This is a genomic window from Candidatus Planktophila sp. (genome assembly GCF_044348745.1).
GTDB lineage: Bacteria > Actinomycetota > Actinomycetes > Nanopelagicales > Nanopelagicaceae > Planktophila.
Genome location: NZ_JBIKSG010000010.1, coordinates 15,666 through 33,496 on the forward strand (window position 1 = coordinate 15,666; position 17,831 = coordinate 33,496).

The following is a 17,831-nucleotide window of genomic DNA, read 5'->3' on the forward strand; positions in this document are numbered from 1 at the left end:
AAGTATTACCCAACCAACCATCCTGCGATATCAACGCCCATAACAACCAAAGCCATAAGTATGTAGATCACAACTCCGCCAGCGCGATAGAGCTTGCGACCATTATCTGTGGTCTTCCAATCAGTCTCAGGCTCATCAGAAATTGCATCCAAATAGTGAAGTATGAATCCTGGCAATGCCATTACGACAAAGCTCCACTTCAAAAAGGCCTCTGGACTACTAAAAGCGCCTTCGATCAGGTTGGCAGCAAGTGCCATCACAAAGATCATGACGACGGTCTTGAAAACGCCTTTTGGTAGGTAAATCTTCTTTTTAGGAAGGTTATCTTCAAGACTTAAAGATGTAATCTGTGGAATCGCAAACAACAAAGTTCCCAAAACTAAGTTCAGAGTTGAACCAACAAAAGGTGCTGCCATGATGAAGAAGACAGCAACCTTAAATACTAAAGATCGGACCTTTTGGCTTTGTGTTGGCTTATTGATTTCAACATGTAGTGTGCGAAGACGCATTGGATAATGCTCAACAGCAATATCTTCTAATCCAACACGAATAACCAGCAGCACAACTGCAATCCATGCAAGCTCTGTGCCGTAATTAGTAATTGGTAGTTCGAGTCGAGCTAGGCCACTCATAGCTGCAACCATCTTTGTGATCACCCAGAATGTCAGCAGAGTTCCCAGTGCATAATCTGTGATGCGCTCCCACTTATCATCTTCATTTCTCACCAGTCGGCGGAAAGGACGGAAAGCGCTTGCAAGTAATGCCGGTGCAAAGAATAGAACCATCACACCGATTGCAGTTAACAACTCAGGTCGATTTGTAATGTTGCCAGTGATAAGTGCTGCAAAGAAGAAAACAGCACCTGCAATAAAACCTGCATAGGCATCATAAATTGCAACGGCCATGATCAAGGCAACAATGGTCCATGCTGGGGGAAGTGCCTGTCCGCCTGTGTTAATCGCAGCAACGATTCCTAAAATGAAACCAATAGGCAGCAATAGAGCAGCCCATGATCCAAGAATCGCTCTGATGGTGTTGCCATCTTGGACTGTGCGAGTCAGTAGTGGCGAGAAACGATTAAAGCGCTGTGCAAGAGAGATAAATGCAAAATCTGTATTGTCTGTAAACCTGTTGTCCCAAGTTTGAGAAAGATCTCCCCTGCCTGGCTCATCCTTGAGTAGCTTTAAAGCACCTGAAGAGACAGATTGTAAAGACTCTTGTTCCTGCTCTTCATCACTTTGTCTTTCATTCCGCTTAACTGAAGTCAAAGCTGCAAGTGCTGCAAAAGCAGCCAACTGAAGGCCTTTTGTGGTGTCAGAATCCTTTAAGGGATTGTATGGCTTTAAGTCAGTCTTAACTTCCTCAACAGGTTCAACGACGTCGCCTTCTTCGTCAACTTTTAGATTTGGGCAGTTGTTATCCCATTGCACAACACCATTTTCATCTTTACAAAATTCAATCTCTTTTTGACTCACAGTCCCGTTGTCATCGTAAACTTCAATCGTGATTGAGTGAAACCCAGGTGGAACATCATCCGGGATCTCAATGTTTAAATCTTCTGCTTCAGATTGAGTGATTCGATCAATTACAACCTTTTTTTCAGCTGCCAGGCTTGGCAAAACTGAAAGATTGAGCAAGATAATTGCTACAAGAAGTATCTTCTTCAATTACTTACCCTTCACATTTATAGTTACTTTGATCTTTTGGCCAGGCTTTAATCCACTAATTGTTGCTGTCGCGGAGTTTTTTGACGGAGGTGGAGTTGCCCCGGCAGTTGGTTTTGTAGTTGGTTTTGTAGTTGGTTTTGTAGTTGGTTTTGTAGTTGGCGAAGCCTTAGATGGAACTTTGGCGGCTGCAGCCTTTGCAGCGGCCGCAACTTTTGCTGCTACCTCAGCTGAAGCAGCACTCTTTGTAGCTTCAGCACTCTTTGTAGCTGACTCTGTTTTAATCGAAACAGCTTCATCTGCTTGGGTCTGCGCTTCCTTTGCTGCTTCTTCTGCAGTTTCAGTTGCAGCTTCTTGAGCCGCAACAGCTTCATCTGCTTGGGTCGATGAAGACTCAACAGAACTTTCTGCTTCTTCCACTTTTGAGGTTACTTCGTCAATCTTCTTTTGAATCTCAACACGTGTAGCTTCATCTGTGGCCTTTGCCGCTTGTTCGGCAAGAGCTGCTTTCTCCGCTAGTGCTTTTGCTAAATCCTGTGCCGCCTTTGTTGCAGCGGCGATCGCCGCAACCTTTTCGGCTGTGGCCTTGGCGGCTGCATCTGCGGCAATTTTCGCAAGAGCTGCTGCATCCGCGGCCTGCTTTTGTTCAGTGGCAATGCGCGCGGCGGTTTCCACGGCTATTTTTTGAGCAGCCGCAGCAGTTGCTTTGGCTTCTGTAGCTTTATTGGCGGCCGCTGCTGCAGCCGCGTTTGCAGCTGCCTTTGCAGCTGCGGCAATTGCATCTGCTTGAGCGGAAGCTTGAGCTGCAGCAGTTTTTGAATTCAACGAATTAATTGCAATGTCAACTTGTTTTGATGCGTTTGCAGCCGCTGCTTTCGCTTTTGCCGCTTCAGTTGCCGCTGCTGCTGCAGCCTTTACTGCTGTTGCAGCTGCAGTAGCAGCATCGTTTGCACTCTTAGTTGCTGCTGCTTTTGCGGCAGCCGATGATGTCGAATTCCTAACTGCTGCTGCTGCATCCGCGGCTGCTTTTGTTGCTGCTGCAATCGCTGCTTTTGCTGCTGCTGCATCTATCGCTGCTTTTGTTGCTTGAGCATCCGCAATGGCTTGGGCAGCTGCTGCAGCTGATGCTCTATCAACTGCTGCTTGCGCCGCTGTTTGTGCCGCCGCAGCATCCGCTGTTGCTTTTGTACTTGCCGCAATGGCTGCTGCATCTGAAATCTTCTTGGCAGCAGCTGCTGCATCAGCGGCGGCTTTTTCTGCAGCTGCTTTCGCGATGGCGTCTGCTGCAATTTTATCTGCCGCTGCTCTATCTGCAGCAACTTGTGCAGCAAGTGCGGCGGCATTTGCTGCCACACACGCCGCATCACAAGTAGGTGCAATAACTTGAGCAGAAACATTCAGTGTCACGACTATCTCTTTGAAAACTCCGTTTGCATCCGTTACGCGTACCGTGAAGGTGTATGTCCCAGCAGTGGTTGGTGTTCCGCTGATTTGTCCAGTAGCAGGATCCAATGAAACTCCTGCTGGCAATGTTCCACTTGATACTGAGTATGTAAATGTTCCAACACCGCCAGCTGCAGCCAAGCTCAAAACATAGGCGGTCCCAGTTGTTGCCGCTGGCACGGGTGTAGGAGCGCTAAAAGCTATCTCTGGGTTTATTACAAGGGTTGGGTTGGATGTTTCGGTTATTGACCCAACACGGTTGGTCGCTGTTGCATCAACAACAATATAAAGCCCGAGTTCAGAAATAGTTGGTGTGTATGTTGCAGATGTTGCTCCTGAGATATCCGTACAAGAGCCAAGGTCAGCCGGATCCACACAGCTCTTCCATTGATAAGTAACTGTAGGTGTCGGTGATCCGCTAAATGTGACGTTTGAAGTTAAGGTCGATCCGACATATGGATTACCAGTTGGTTGTCCTGGGTTAGCCAAGGTAGGGGCACTAGATAAAACAGGGGTTCCTGCAGGTGATGCAGTTGAGGCTAGTGAATCTCCGTTTTTATTTGTTGCCTTCACTGTGAAGGTATAAGAAGTGCCATTTGTTAAACCCGTGACGTTACAAGATGTGGCCGGCGCATTAACTGTGCATGTGATGCTTCCTGGGCTTGAAGTAACTGTGTAACTCAAGACAGCAGCTCCTCCGGTATTGGTTGGAGCAAGGAAAGAAACAGTTGCTTGCTCATCACCCATTGCGGCTGTCACACCTGTTGGTACATTTGGAATAGTTGATGGTGTAACCGCTGTAGATGCTAATGATTCAGATGAGGTTCCTATTGCATTCGTTGCTGTTACTTTGAATGTGTAAGGGGTTCCGTTTGTTAAACCTGTTACCTCACAAGTTGTTGCTGGAGCAACTGCAGTACATGTTCCTGCAACGTTGTTATTAGCATCATATGCGGTGACGGCGTAATCAGTGATTGCAGATCCATTGATGTTAGCGGGTGCACCCCATGTAACAGCTACCGAAGCATTTGCTGCAAGTGCTGTTACTGAAAGCGGCACTGATGGCACAGCATTTATCGCTGAGGCGGTAGAGGCGGTAGAGGCTGCCGAAGTTCCTATAACGCTTGTGGCTGTTACTTTAAATGTGTAGTTCGAGCCTGCAACTAAGTTGGCTGAGACATCGCATGAAGTCAGTGGCACGACTGCGCTACAAGTAGCGCCGGTTACTGCATTTCCGTCGGCATCGTAGGCCTGAACTTGATAGGAGGTAACTGGAGATCCATTTGAAATTGCTTCAGTCCAGGAGACAGTTACTTTCCCTGTGCCTGGGGTAACTTCAACACCAGTTGGTGCACTTGGAGCTGTTGCAGGCGTAACTGCGCTAGATGAAATCGAAGGTGTCGATGCAGTGGTTGAACCTGCACCATAAACAGTCGAATTAGTTACAACCTTGAATGTGTAGGAAGATCCATTTGTAAGTCCAGTAACAGTGCAAGGACTGGTGGAGCTTGTACAGGTGGCACCTGAGACAGCGTTTCCATTACTGTCATATGCCTGCACTGTGTAACTTGCAATAGTAGAACCATTTGCCACCGCACCACTAAATGCAACAGATGCTTGGCCATCTCCGGCTGTGGCCGTGATTGTTGTTGGCGCACTTGCTGCAGTTTGTGGAATTACAGATGTAGTTGCAGATGATGCAACTGAATTCCCAATCTCATTTGTTGCAATCACTGTGAATGTGTAAGCAGTACCGTTAGTTAATCCTGAGATAACACATGATGCCGCATTTGCCGCCGCGGTACATGTGAATCCACCAGGTGATGAAGTAACGGTGAAACCAGTAAGTGCAACACCTCCGTTATTAAGGGGTCCAGTAAATGAAACTGTGGAAGCACCTGCTGTTGTAACCGCTGCAGATACAGATGTTGGTGCATCAGGAACTGTTGCTGGAATGACCGCACTTGATGCTGCAGATGCAGAGGAGGTGAAGAGTCCGTTGTTTGCAGTTGCTTTAAATGTATACGGTGTTCCGTTTGTTAATCCTGTAACTACACAGCTTGTTGCACTTGAAGAAGCCTGACAAGGAGTACCAACTGCAGTGTTGTTAGCATCGTATGCGGTGATCGTATATGTGGAAATTGCTGGCCCGCCGGTTGCGCTTCCAGTTACGGGCGTGAAAGTCACCGTTGCTTGAGTATTACCACGCACTGCGTTTAGACCCGTTGGTGCATCTGGGGCTCCAGCAGGTGTCACCGATCCTGATGTGGCTGCCGCAGATGTCCCAGTTGAGTTAGAAGCTGTGACACTTAATGTGTATGCCGTGCCATTGGTTAATGGAGAGATTGAACAAGTGGTTGCAGGCGCGGTGACAGTACAAGTTGCACCACCTGGAGAGGCTGTAACCACATAAGAACTTGGTGCGCCACCGGTTGCTGCTGCCGCAACTGTAATCGTTGCGCCACCATCTGTACCAGTGACAGATGAAATTGTTGGGGTTGCAGGTGCAGCAATCTTCCATTGCGCAATTACCGTTTCATTTGCTGAACCCATAGTTGTTGAATAACCAGCGGCGCGCACAGATGTTCCATCGCTCCATCCTTCAAATGTGAAACCGGTGCGACCAAATCCAGTTGCATCATTGTAAGAAATAGTTGCGCCTTGCACCGCTGAGGTTGGGGTTGGTGTCACGCCCGTGGTTGCACCATTGGTGTTATAGAAAACCTTAAAAGTGTTATTTGCATACTGCGCAGTTGCAGTTATTGGAGATGCGTTTGTCCCCAATGTGTAGAAAGCACCTGCAGGGTAGGTAACTCCACCAATAAGCCATCCGGTAAATATTGATCCCGCTAATGAATATCCCGTGCTTAGTGCCAGCTGCACAACTGCACCATGTGAATCGGTTATCGCTGCTGCATTTCCATTTGATCCGGCACCCGCTGCAAAAGTGATTGTGTAACTGTTGGCTGTCCAGCTTGCATAGAAAATGTAATTTGAGTCAGTAAGCCCAGTTTGAATCCCCGCTAATACAGAATCAGAATCAGCAACTAAAGTTCCGCCTTGGTTATTCCAACCATTAAAGGTGAATCCAGATCTAGTTGGAGTGGCATTGAGTGTGATTACTTGGGTGTCTATACAAAGTCCCGCAGTAACGCATTCACCATCAGTCACAAGGTCATTTGCGGCAAGTGATCCACCATTGACGTTGTATCGAACATCAAAGAGGCGAAGCCATTGTGCAGTAACGGTTATTGGCGCTTCAGAGTTAACCCGGTAGGTATCCCCTGCTTTATAGGTGACCCCGTTTATTGCCCAGCCAGCAAATAGATAATTAGTAGATGAAATGGAGGTTGAAACGTCGACTCCAGAACTTAACGTTAAATTAGCTCCATATGCGACCGTTGTATTACTTGGGAAAGCTGTCGTCGTTGTCGCTATTCCTTTGTCATAGGTGACAGCGATGGACTTTGGAGTCCAGATTGCATACACAGTTACGTTATCGGTTGGGGTATATGCAGATGTGCTGACCGTAGTTCCTGCAACATTCTTCCAACCAGCAAATATGTAACCGGTTCTAGATAGTGAAGAACCATCATTTAAAGTTACCCCAGCTGCGCCAGTTGTATAGGTCGCATCAGCAACTGATCCTGTTCCGCCATTTACATTGTATGAAATGGCATAAGAAATACCTGCCCAGATTGCATACAGTGTTCGAGTTTGAGTTGGTGAATAAGGATTAACTACTGCTGCACCGGACGCAGATTCAGACCAGCCAACAAATGTATAACCTGCATAAGTCATTCCTGTTTTATCTGGAAGCGTGATTGGTGTGCTTCCAAAAGTAAATGAGTCCGTGGCACGACTTGGAGATCCTGTTGCTCCATTTGCGTTATATGTAATGACATAAACCTGTGGCGTCCACTTTGCATAAACAGTCAAATTGCTAGCAGCATTATATGTCGCTGCAGAGCTAGCGATTACATCTGTTGCATGTGCATACAGTGTGCCGGTGCCATTTGATGCCGTGGTCCAGCCACCAAAGTCGTAACCAGTTTTGGACATCGTGCCTTTAGCAACAATTGAATATGAGTTACCAAAAGAGAATGAGCCCTGCGACGGCACAGTCCCACCATTTGATCCGTTACCGTTATAAGAAATTGTGTATGTATTTGCACTCCATTGAGCCGTTAAAGTGATCGTCGCCGCTGGTGAATAGCTAGCCCCATCAATACCCACTGAGGCCGAAGATGGGTTATTCCAACCGCTGAATGTGTAACCAACGCGCGTAGGAAGTGGGAGAGTTAAGGGTGAACCTAAGTTGAAGTTTGCTGTCGTAGGGCTGACTGTTCCTCCGTTAGGAGAGTAAGTAACTACAAATGGTGCCGGTGTTGCAGTGACAGTACTTGCAGCACCTGTTGCCGATCCGGTTGCGTTTATTGCCGTTGCTTTGAATTTGTAAGTAGTTCCGTTGGTAAGCCCAGTAACAACGCAACTCAGCGGTGAGGCAGTTGCTAACACCGTACATGTCTTACCAGTAATCGCCGTTGTGCCTGTACTGTCAAAAGCCTGCACAGTAAATGAAGCGGCTGGACCAACAGTTGTGCCACTTGCCGCTACCGGAGTGACTGTTGCCGTGGCTGTTGTGTTGCCAGCGGTCGCCGCAGAAACTGTAGGTGCACCAGGAATTGCTGGTGTCCATAAAGCATAAAGAGTTACATCTGAATAGTAAGTTTGCGAAGTGGCTCCAGCAAAACTGCTGCCAGTTCCATCAGCTGCCGTGTTCCAACCCGCCAATGTAAAACCAGCTCTAGTTCCAGCTGTAGTGGAAAGAGTAAGTGGAGTACCAGCAGTAATTACCGCCGTAGAGTTAGTAGATCCGCCATTAGCGTTATATGTCAACGTGTATGAGTTGGCTGTCCACTTTGCATAAAGAATAATTGAGGCTGTTGGCTTATAGGAAGCACTCTCTAAGTAGTTTGTACCTAGACCAGTTGTTAAAGTGTTCCAACCAGCAAATGTGTAGCCAGTTCTGGTCAATGTCCCCTTTGTAGTCAGGACAAGATTTGCAGCTCCAAATGTGTAGTTCTGAGAGGCGGCAGTCGGAGCACCGTTACCTCCATTTGCGTTATAAGTAACAACATAAACATCTGGGATCCACGATGAGTACAGCTTTACTGGAACTGTAGGTGTGTAGGTGGCACCAAGTACTGTGCCATTTCCACCCGTTCTAGATAAAGACCAACCTGCGAATGTGTGCCCGGCACGAGTCAAAGTTCCCTTACCTGGCAATGTAATTGCGCCGCCTGGTGTTGTTTGGGCAATAAGTTCATTGTTTCCGCCAATGACACAGCAGGGATCGTATTCATTGGTCAAAGTCAGCTGAATCAAAGTGTTAATTACAAAATTACTCGCTGTTGCAGTGTTCGTATTACCTGCGACATCGCTGGCAACACCTTCCAGAATAGAGAGTATGAGCGTGCCGGGTGTGCCTCCGGCGCCAGTCGTGTTACCAACATTGAATGTGAATTGAGCTGTCGTGGCATTTGTCAACGCGGTTGTTGTAATCGCCCAACCTGTTGATGCGGCAGCTTTGGTGATCTCTGATATTAAAAATCCACTAACACTTTCGCTAAAGGTCACAATTATCTGATTAGTTATTGCCGGGGCTGCTTGAGTTGCTGTTCTATTTCCACCAGAAACTATTTGAGATGAAGTAAGTGTAACTGTTGGACGAGTTGCGTCAATCACAACATTTGCCAACGCAGTCGAAGCAGCTGTTGTTGTTCCACCCAATGTCTGAGTTGCAACGATCGAATATGTGCCATCCGCCATTGTTGGGAAGGTGCAAGAACTTGTTGTAGTAGTAGCTACAAATGTGCAAGTAACCGCTGTGCCTGATGCAGGAGTAGCAGTTAATGTGATTGTTGCGCCAACAGTTAATCCACCGATATTTATTGTTGGTGTGTTGTCATTTGTAATCTTGTCTGTATTTAGAGTTCCCGTATCAGAGGCTGAATCAAGAGTTGGTGTGCCAGTCGCAGCCAGTGCGCCAATAGCGATTGTGCGAGTTAGTACTCCAAATATTGGATCTTCACCTTTGCCACCAAACTCATAAATTGGATTTTCTGTCTGCGTACTTAAATCTGCCCATTTACCGTCTGAAAATCTAATGCCGATATTTGGTTCGTTACTAAGTCCACCCTCGCCGCTTGACCAGAAGGTAAATGGAGCAGCAGAGGGAGCATTTGCAACATATACAAGGGTTGGATGGTTGGGCTTGCTTATACCGATCCAGCCTATGCCTAGTTTTTGAACAATATACAAAGATTCATCAGCATTGTTAGGAATGGTCATGTACCCACACATGCCATTAAATTTGATTCCGCAATTACTTGATGCGGTGGTTGGATCTAGTGCCGCTTGGCGAACAACTGGTGTTGCTCCACGCCAGTAGTAATTACCAGTTGCAGCGTTATAGCGATAATCACCATTGATGCCTGCATACGATGCGGTGATCGTAATCGTGGCACTAACAGCCGTGGCAGCGGCCGTGTACTTTAAAGTTGCGAGCGCTGCATTTATTGCTGCGAGGTTTCCAACAAAAGAAATTGTCCCAGCTGCTGTGTTTAAAGCACTCTGGTATCCAGTTGGAAGAGTTAAATTTGTTGTAGTTGTAATTGCTAAGGTTCCAGATGGCACGGTTGCAATTATTTGAATCTTGTCTGCATATTGCGAAAGAACTAAATCATTTGCATTGTTTGTGTAAACATTGTTGATTACATAAGAAGTGCCGGCAAGCACGCCAATCGGACTGCTTGTATTTGTATTAAAGCTTGGTGTTAGCCCGTCTCTACTAGGAGTCCATGCCGCATACAAAGTGGCTGAGACTGACGATGGAAATGCTGAACCAGGTTCAACACTAGTTCCAGAACCGTCTGCCGCTGTGTTCCATCCAGCAAATACATAACCAGTTCGAACTAAGTTTCCGGTGTTGGCTGAGACTGGTGATTCAACTGTTGGTGATTTCCATTGGATAGTTATTAATCCGTTTCCACCAGTGTTATCTGCAGCTGTATTTGTATAAGCCTTACCTCCACGACCAGCATTATTTGCATAGTTAGCACTTGAAATACTTGGATATGAGAAGTCACTCAAGGCACCATTTCCACCTGCTGTTGCGGTGATTAGAGTTCCGCGAGTTGAATCTAGGTACCCCGAACCGCCGCCGCCGCCGCCATTTTCTGGTCCACCACCAGAGGTTTGATATGTACCGCCACCTCCACCGTAGTAACCTCCGCCGCCACCGCCGCCACCTTCTGCGTTAGCTTGATTACATGATGCTCCACCTTGTAGATATGAACCATTGCGAGAAACAGAGGATGATGTTGGGCAATTTGTATTTCCCGTCGCACCAGCACCGCCTGCAGAATCAGTTCCACCCCGACCAGCAACTGCTGCAGTACCTGCTTGGCCACCGTTCTGGTTAGCACCACCACCACCGCCGGGAGTTCCATTAACCGCTGATCCAGGCGATGTTCCGCCGCCACCACCAGAAATAACAAGTGGTGTAGTTCCGGCAAAAATTCCTGAATAACCGCCGCCGCTAGAACCTACTTGTCCACCTTCTCCTCCAGGACCGCCGCCGCCATACTTAATTGTTTGATCACGAACGAGCCCACCTTGACCAACAACAATCCTTAAGACTTCTCCCAATGTTGCTGTCGTTAACGTTACTTTTGAATATCCACCAGCGCCACCACCAGGATCACCATAATAAGCAATCGACCCGCCACCACCAGCGCCCCATACTTCAACACGGATTCCTTTAGTTGTATCAATGTCACTTGGAACAGTGAAGCTTTGATCAGAACCTGTGTAAGAAAAGACTTTGCAATTTGTGTAGCCAGGATCAACTATGCATGCAGTGCCTGGAGCAGATCCGGTAGTTGGAGCAGGAACTGTTCCACCGGTCGCACCGTTAGCGTTGTATGTATATGTTGGTTTAAAATTTGCAAATAGGGTTGCAGTTCCGGTGCTGGTATATGAAGCCCCGCCTGCGTAATTGACTCCATTGCCATCTGCTCGTGTATTCCAGCCAACAAAATTCAATCCTGTTTTGGTCAATCCAGAGCCAGAATTAAGTGCAAAAGTCGCTGAAGCCGAACCCTTAGATACCACCGCTGTTGGAGCCGTTTGTGCAGCGCCATTTGAGTTATAAGTAATAGTTGAATTCCATTGCGCATACAACGTTGTATCACCTGAAGGAGTAAATGTTGTTGCTCCTTCTGCATACGTAGTACCTGATCCATTAGCAGCAGTATTCCAACCACTAAATGTGTAATTTGTTTTTATAAGAGATCCGGTGTTTGAAGCAAGAGTTAATGTGCCGCCAGCAAGAGAGACTGTGTTGTTACTAGGTGCCGTACCACTTGATGCACCATTTGCATCATATGAAACGACGTAGACCAAACCAGTTGAAGATGCTGCGTTTCCGCAATTTGCACCTGAAGTTGTGGTTGCTGCAGTTAATAGCGCGATATAGCTAGAGCCACCTGCGCCAGCGTAATTATCGCCACCACCACCACCACCAAAGAATCCACCACCGCCGCCGCCGCCTTCATCCTTTGAAGTACCGCCTAAATAAGCAGACCCGGGTGTTCCTGAATAACCATTTACAGAATATCCGCCAGCACCACCAGCAGTTTGCGTTCCACCAGTTCCAGAGTTCACCGATGCAGGAATAGGTAATCCAGTTGTTCCACCGCCGCCAAAACCACATTGGCTATATGAACCGCCGCCGCCGCCTGCTGCTGTTGCTAAATCAGTAGTTGCATTTGGCAATCTAATTGCAGATCGCCCGCCACCAGATGAATACCAAAGCGCAGAAGCACCACCATATGAACCACCACGTCCACCACCGCCATAAGTAAGTGGGGTGTAAGCGCCGGGCAAACCACTTACCGCTCCTGCTGCAACACCACCGCCACCTTGACCAACAATTACAGTCAAAACTTGTCCCGGTGTTACTGCATATGTACCTGTTGCGTATCCACCACCGCCGCCACCAAAACTTGCACGGCCACCACCGCCACCTGCGCCAATTAAATAAAAGGTTGCACTAGTAACACCGCTAGGTACCGTCCAGCTTTGATCTGAACCAGTGTAATTAAATGTTGCAACGGTTGTTACGTTGTTAACTTTGTAACTAATTCCAACGCAACCATTTCCTGCTTTTGTGACTGCAACTGTTGTACTGGTACCAGGTCCACCTTCACCAACACCTGCAGCACAACTTGGTACGGGCGTACGAGACCATTGGGCAAACAAAGTTGTATTCGTACTAGTTGTGATTGAAGCTCCCGCTGCATAAGGTGTTCCGGTTCGATTAGCTGAAGTATTCCAACCAGTGAACTCATACCCTTGGTTTGTAAATCCAGTTGCGTCCGGAAGCGCTGTAGCAGTGTTATTAGAGACTATTAAGGCACTTTTTGTGCCAGCTCCACCGTTTGAATTAAAGGAGACAGCCGAACTTCCTGCAGGAATTGCTACATAACGAACAATCACAACACCAGAACCACCTGCACTTGCTAGCCCGCTACTTGCAGCAGGTTGTGAACCACCGCCGCCTCTATTTGCTAATGCCGCAGTGCCAGGGCTTCCACCACCCGGTGAAGCACTACCTGTTGATCCATTTGAACCAGAACCACCACTGCCATACATAAGTGTTGTGCCAGAGATATTTGAATTAACACCCACACCACCAGTGGTTAAGTTAGCGCCACCACCAGCACCACCGCCGCCGCCAGAAATATACTGCCCTGCTGATTGGCCACCTAGATTTCCGTTACCACTTGTGCCACCAGGTGCCAAAGTATTTTTTGGCGCGGTTCCACCATTTGCAGTAATTGTTGCGAACTTTGATTGCCCGCCATTGTTTACCGAAGTTGATGCTAATCCTTGCGTTCCAATTGCAGCACCGCCTGCACCAACTGTTACCGATAAGACATCTCCTGGTGTAGTTGCAAAACTTGATTGATCGACAACAGCACCGCCGCCGCCGCCTTGGGGCCACCAAAGTCCGCCATATCCTGCGCCACCACTACTTCCACCACCAACAACCAAAACTCTTACGCCTATAACGCCGTCAGGCACTTGCCAAGTACAATTTCCAACTGTTGAAAAAGTAAGAACAGTTTCACCACTGACGGTTGTTGATGTGGTCGAACATGAAACCGGTGTTGTGTAGCGAACAATTACAACTCCAGAACCACCAGCGCCACCACCTGCTACTCCATTATCTCCACCACCCCCGCCACCAGTGTTGGCTGTTGCATTCCCTTTTACATTTGTGCTGTAGGTGGCAGGAATTCCTCCACCGCCAGTTGCGGTTCCGTATTGAGGTGCAGCGCCTGAGTGGCCCATAGATGCTCCGCCGCCGCCGTATTGGGTAGATGTTCCAGTGATGTCAGAAGCAACTCCAGCGCCACCATTCCTACCTGAACCGTTTGCTCCTGCACCACCTCCGCCACCGCCTTCAACTACTGTTGCACCACCAGTTCCACCTGTTTTTAAACTTCCACTTGTTCCACCAACTCGTGAAGTCTTGTCCGCTGTCGAAGTTCCACCTCTCGCGGTCGAGGATGCGAAGGTTGAACTTCCTCCATTATTAACTGATGTTGAATTTGTATCGTAATTTGTAGCTGCTCCGCCTACTCCGACGGTCACGCTAATAGTCGATCCTGAAGTTACAGAAGTTGTTTCGTCAAGAACCTCGCCGCCACCGCCACCGTTTCCAAAATATTTAGTTGTCCAACCGCCGCCACCCGCGCCGCCGCCACCAACTATCAGAGCGCGCACAGATGTAACGCCGACTGGAACCGTCCACTCGCATGTTCCAACTGTTGAAAAAGTTACAACGGTGTCTCCGCCAACAGTTGTTGAAGTTTTAACGCATTCAGCTGCTTGCGCAGGAACGGGAATTGAAACAAAAAGGCTGGTCAATAAAACCAAAGAAGTAATACTTGCGAATTTGGAGCGTGCAGCATTAACTTTCATGCGCGCCACACCAAAGATCACTTTTACCTCTTTACTAGAGTAAATAGGAGGGACATAAGCGTAAAAGTGGGGTGAGGTGAGCACTAGCCAAAAAGGGCTAAAGGGGTGATGTTCACCCGTAAAGATCACCCAGAAAAGGGTGAGGTCCAGAGTTTTCTGAGCATACACAAGCGGTGTGCAGAAAGAAGAAAAGCCCCCGGTGTGAAAGGCACCGAGAGCTTAACTTGTGCGCGCGAAGGGATTCGAACCCCTAACCTTCTGATCCGTAGTCAGATGCTCTATCCGTTGAGCTACGCACGCTTATTTAGTTGTGAAACGCAATAGTACCTGCTTTTTAGGCATCACCCAAATGCTCTATAACCCTTATAAATCAGGCTTTTTACGCACAACAAAGGGCGCCCGATTGCTCGGACGCCCTTTGAGTGCTTACTTAACTATTAGCCAACTTTCTTGATTCGGCCATCTGCTGCAGGAACTTGAGTTACCTTTCCTGCTGCCATGTCTGCCTTAAGTGACTCTACGAAAATATCCAGTAGAGCTCCTTGAACCTTTGCCTTTGATGGTGAAAATACATTTACATATCCATCGCCACCGTAGATTAGGAAATCAAGAGTTGTAAGTGTGTACTCAGTTGCATCCTTTGGAATTGTTGTTCCATCCAGCTTGGTTACAGAAACAATTCTGCTTCCTATTGGCTTAGATGAATCAAATGAGAACTTGAACCCAGAAACCTGTGGGAAGCGACCATCACCTGGATAGTTACCACCTACACCGTTTTCAAGTGCTTTCCAAAGATTCTCACCTGTAACAACTGTTGTTGCTACTTGATTACCAAATGGGAACACAGTAAATGCGTCACCAAGTGTTACATCTAGTGGACCTGTACCTGTGCGAACAAGTGCTGTGTTTGCAGGGATGTAAGTCTTTGCAGGGAATGTGTCGCGGATGCCGCCACCATTCTGAATTGCAAAGTCGGTCTTGTACTTAGCTCGTAATAGATCAGCCATGTAGTTACCCATTGGTGTTTCACCTGAACGTTCTACAGCAGGTGATCCTCCGCGCGGGAATACTCCTGATACTTGACCAATCTTGACATCAAGCTTTGCAGATAATTGATCCTTGTACTTCTTGACCATTGCAGCAGCTGTTGTGTCTTGAGTGGTCACAGTCGAAACAACACCTGTGTTGATAGTTGGAGCCGCAGCCTTTAGAACGTGTTGAATTGACTGACCAACAACTTTGCCACTTCTCATACAGATCTGTGTACGTGTGTACTCAACACCAGCATTGCGAACCTGTCCCAAAACAGTTGGTGCAACGCGTGGGCTACCAGGAATTACAGTGGCAAATGTCTGGTGGCTATGACCACCGTAAATAGCCGCTGCGCCCTTGATTTGTGAAGCAAGTGAGTTAAATAGGCCCTTTGCGACGCCATCTGCGTTTTCCAACCATCCCTGGTGGATTACTGCAATCACAATGTCTGCCCCTGCTGCTTTTGCCTCAATAATTGCTTGATTTATACCGACTACACCTGGGTTGATAGTGATTGTCTTCTTTGCACCAGAGGCGTCCTTGTAGTCAAGATTTCCAGGAAATACCTGTTCGATTGTCTCTGGGGTATTTGAGCCAACCACGCCGATCTTTACACCGCCGCGCTCAATAATTGTGTAGTTCTTAGCCTGCTTAGTCCCTGACTTAAGAGCATCCAATGCTCCCTCGTTGTAGTTAGAAACTATCCACTGAAAATCAGAAGCGCCAATCATTTTGTTGAGGTGATCAATATTGCGATCGTGCTCGTGATTACCGAATACTGAAACATCAAGTTTTGCAAGGTTTAGTGCCTCAATAGTTGGAAGTTCTTCAAACTCTGTAGAGATTGGTGGAGCAGCGCCGATGTTATCTCCAGAAGAAACTGCAACAGTCGCTGCATTTGCTGTGCGATCTGCAGCCCAGTTGCTAGCAAGAAGTGCGGCACCGAACGAGCCACCTACTTCGATTGCACCATGAAGGTCGCTTAACTGAAGTACTTGCACAGCTTTATTGAGTGGGCTTGCAACAGTTGCAAGTTCTGTAGCTGTATAGCTTTTCTTTGATGCGGTTGGCTTTGAGAAACCATAAGCATTTACTGCTTGCACAACTGGTGTACCAGCTGGCTGACCGATAACGACAGGCATTGTTACTACGTTGTTGTTTCTTGCAGGAACAAAGATTGGGCATGAGCCCGGACCGGCTGAAACGACATAACCAGTAATTCCTGGATTAACGTCTGCGCCAGGTGTCCATCTAACAACAACGCCCTTACTGCCAAGATAAGAGGTGACATTTGTAGGTGCGTTGGGAAGTGAGAATGTGTTTGCTTGCGCAGTAGGAACTAGTAATGAAACTAGTAGCGATGTAGCAAGGGCTAATGTGCCCCAGCTAAAGTGTTTGCGTGATAAGAGGGTTTTGTTCATGACTGAATTCAATCAGAGGAAATATTCGAACCCACACCTAAATGGTTGCGACATGATTACGAGAAGGTAAAGAGTTAGAACCCTGCCTGCTTTAGTAACGCTTCGCGCTCCACACTCTTAACCCGAGGTTTACCCTTTGCCTCCCCCGCAGCAACCTCTGCTTCATTGATCTTTTGCCAGTCGGCCTGGGAAACAACAACTTGGTGGGTCATTAACTCTGAAATATCCCCAGCGGTCTTTGGTGCTTTTAACCCAGAAACCAATAACTCCATAACCGCTGCGGCATCTGACTTATTTGTGCCAATTACCCCTGATGGACCGCGCTTTGCCCAGCCAACCACATAGAGATTGTCTTGAACGTGACCATCGTTATTGATGACCTTGCCACTTTCATAAGGAACGCCGTCAATACCTTGAGCCTGATACCCAATAGCTGTAATGACAAGGCCGCACTTAATCGTCACATCACCATTGGGGGTTGAATACACAACTCCCTCAACGCGATCTGTGCCAAGAATCTCTTTTGGAGTGTGTTGGAACAAGAACTCCATGGTTCGCTCGTGTTCTGTCTTTGGATTTTCGGCAATCAATAACATTGCATCCAAATTACTTTTCACATCTTTTTCCGGCTCATCTCCTGCACGCACAATCGCTGCTTCAATGTCACTTTTATTCATCACAACATTTGTGTGTTCTAGCTTTGGTAGTTCGCGCAATTCAGGAGAGGTAAAGGCTGCATGCTCAGGACCACGACGAGCACTTATGTAAACCTTGCGAATATTGCTCTCTTTAAACGCATCAATTGCGTGATCTGCTGTATCTGTTGGATCTAACTCATTTGGCTCTAGAGCCAACATGCGCGCAACATCCATGGCCACGTTTCCTGCACCAATTACTACCGCCGTGTCAGCATCTAGTGGTGTATCCACTCCTACAAAATCAGGGTGAGCGTTATACCAAGGAACAAAGACAGCTGCCGATAGGGATCCACGCAGGTTTTCACCAGGGATTCCTAAACTTTTACCTAGAGAAGATCCTGTGGCAATGATGACAGCGTCGTACTTTTCTTGCAGCTGAGCAATAGAAATCTCACTTCCGATTTCTACATTGGCAAACAATCTAAATGTTTCGTGTGATGCGATCTTTTCAAAAACTTTTGCCACAGTTTTAATCTTTGGATGATCAGGTGCGACACCGCTACGAACCAAGCCCCATG

The 17,831-nt window shown here is 47.5% G+C and carries 4 protein-coding genes and 1 tRNA gene; all 5 read right to left on the bottom strand.

Annotated features, from left to right (window positions below):
* Nucleotides 1-5: 5 nt before the first annotated feature.
* Entirely contained in the window at nucleotides 6-1,667 is a 1,662-nt protein-coding gene (locus tag AC9UH7_RS03175; RefSeq protein ID WP_509594958.1) for a hypothetical protein, read from the bottom strand.
* Nucleotides 1,668-14,183: an InlB B-repeat-containing protein gene (locus AC9UH7_RS03180; RefSeq protein WP_509594960.1), complete on the bottom strand. Its 12,516-nt coding sequence runs from the start codon at nucleotides 14,181-14,183 to the stop codon at nucleotides 1,668-1,670. It lies immediately after the preceding gene.
* A 206-nt stretch (nucleotides 14,184-14,389) separates the two neighbouring features.
* Nucleotides 14,390-14,462, bottom strand: a tRNA-Arg gene (locus tag AC9UH7_RS03185).
* A 137-nt stretch (nucleotides 14,463-14,599) separates the two neighbouring features.
* Nucleotides 14,600-16,615 carry a 5'-nucleotidase C-terminal domain-containing protein gene (locus tag AC9UH7_RS03190; RefSeq protein WP_509594963.1) on the bottom strand — a complete coding sequence of 672 codons (2,016 nt, stop codon included), beginning with the start codon at nucleotides 16,613-16,615 and terminating at the stop codon, nucleotides 14,600-14,602.
* Between the two features lie 74 nt (nucleotides 16,616-16,689).
* Nucleotides 16,690-17,831: FAD-dependent oxidoreductase (locus tag AC9UH7_RS03195; RefSeq protein WP_509594966.1), on the bottom strand; the 1,142-nt coding region annotated here is incomplete at its 5' end.